Source organism: Streptomyces sp. NPDC048361 (genome assembly GCF_040651795.1).
Taxonomy (GTDB): Bacteria; Actinomycetota; Actinomycetes; order Streptomycetales; family Streptomycetaceae; genus Streptomyces.
In genome coordinates, this window is the sequence record NZ_JBEZKW010000134.1 from 1 (window position 1) to 1,891 (window position 1,891).

At 66.1% G+C, this 1,891-nt stretch carries 1 protein-coding gene; it reads right to left on the minus strand.

Annotation, left to right across the window (positions count from 1 at the left end):
* Window positions 1-544: 544 nt before the first annotated feature.
* Entirely contained in the window at window positions 545-1,309 is a 765-nt protein-coding gene (locus AB0D31_RS34650; protein ID WP_362730894.1) for a MerR family transcriptional regulator, read from the minus strand.
* Window positions 1,310-1,891: the final 582 nt, after the last annotated feature.

Below are 1,891 nucleotides of genomic sequence, written 5' to 3' on the forward strand. Positions count from 1 at the left end.
ATCACTGCTGGACCCATCCGTGCTCTTCCCCAGATCGGACAGAGTCGTGGACCCCATGTCGAACTTCACGCACACACCCCCGCAAACGACGTAACGAACACCGCACGCGCAAGGCGGCTCGCCGTCCATGTGTACCGAATGCAGATTGCACGCGCAACGCACGTTCGAACCCGGCACCTCCTGCCCGGAAACCCGGAAACCCGGAAACCCGGAATTCCGTGGTCCCTGGTCCACTGGGCCCGGTGGACTGCGGACAACGGTTACGAACGTGGAACAGTGAGGAAGCAGGGCATCGGAAGCAAACCTGGGGTTGCCGACGCCCAATGCCCACAATGCCGGCCGCCCGCCCCAGGCTGCCGGTTGCCCGATGGCTCGCTTGCTGGTGACCGGTGGTGGATGGCTGATGGTCGGGCCGGAGGTCTGCAGCCCCCCGACCACTTGGGCGACCCATGGCCGCCCGCCCGGGCCAGGCGCGGATGACCAGGTGGGTCCGCGCTGACCGGGTGAGTCCGCGCTACCCAGGTGGGCAGCGCTGTCCGGCAGGTCAGCTCAGCCGGGCGTCGGCGTAGACGACCATCGCGTCCCGCTGATAGACGGCCAGACCGTTGGCGATCTTGTCGAAGTTCGCGCGCATCTGCGGCTCGTCGACATACGTCTGGGCCAGCCCCTTGTACGCAGCCGCGTTCGGCGTCCAGAACCGGCAGACGCCCCGGTAGTGCTCGGCCATCTCGGTCTGGACGGCGGGGTCGTCGACCGGGGTGCCGGCCACCATGAACTCGGCGACACGAATCATCTGCGCCGTCACCTCACGCTGCCACCGCTCGGTGTCCTCGGCGGTCATCGTCGCGACGGCCCGCTGAGACTGCTCCCACGCCCTGGGCCACCGGTCGCGGACCTTCTCGTTCTCCTCCGGGGAGGGCTCGAACCCTTCGAACAGGTTCTCCGGACGATTGATCTTCGTCATGCTGTCGTTCTCCTCTGCTTCCTCCAGTTCGGCGATGGTGCGACCGACCGTGCGGGCGAGAGTGCCGAGCCGGTCCCGTTCGGCAAGTAGCCGTTGGTGGTGCTCACGGAGTACGGCTACGCGGTCGACCTGGCTGTCCAGGACCGCCTGGATCTCGCGGAGCCCCAGGTCGAGCTCGCGCATGAGCAGGATCTGCTGCAACCGCAGCAGATCGGCCTCCTCGTAGTAGCGGTGGCCGTTGCTCCCGATCCATGCGGGCGGAAGCAGCCCGATCTCGTCGTAGTGCCGCAACGTCCGGGACGTCACGCCGGACATCCGGGCCACTTCCGCGATCGACCAGGCCATGGCCGTGCCTCCCATCGCCGGGCCGGCGTCTCCGGCCCCATGACGACGTTAGGAGTTGACGCAACGGAAACCGCAAGCCGCGCGCTGCGGGCCGGGTGAGGCGTGGCAGCCCCGGGGGGACGCGGGAGGAGGCAGGGGAGCGGGACGGGTGGGGCGGAGCTGTCAGCAAGCTCGTGTAGTGTTCTCCGGGTTGTCGCGCAGCCGGGACGGTTCCGCGCCAACCATCCGCCACAGTTTCCTGTGGCACTCCCAACTCAGCACGACCCCCGGCCGGGGTGAATTCGGCATGCCGAATTCTCTTTTAGGTCGACCCAGTGACTCGATTACGAATCACTGGAAGGATCCGCTAGAGTTCGGGACGTCGGAACGGCCCAACAGCCGGGAGGACAACCCGATTTCGACCAAAAATCAGGTCCGAAAGGATCTGATAGAGTCGGAGCCGCCGGAAAGGGAAACCCGAGAGGGAGAACCTGGAAGGCAAACCCCACTCCGACGGGGAATCGGACACGAAAGAGTCTGATAGAGTCGGAAACACGAAATACCGAAGGGAAGCGCCCGGAGGAAAGCCCGAGAGGGTGAGTA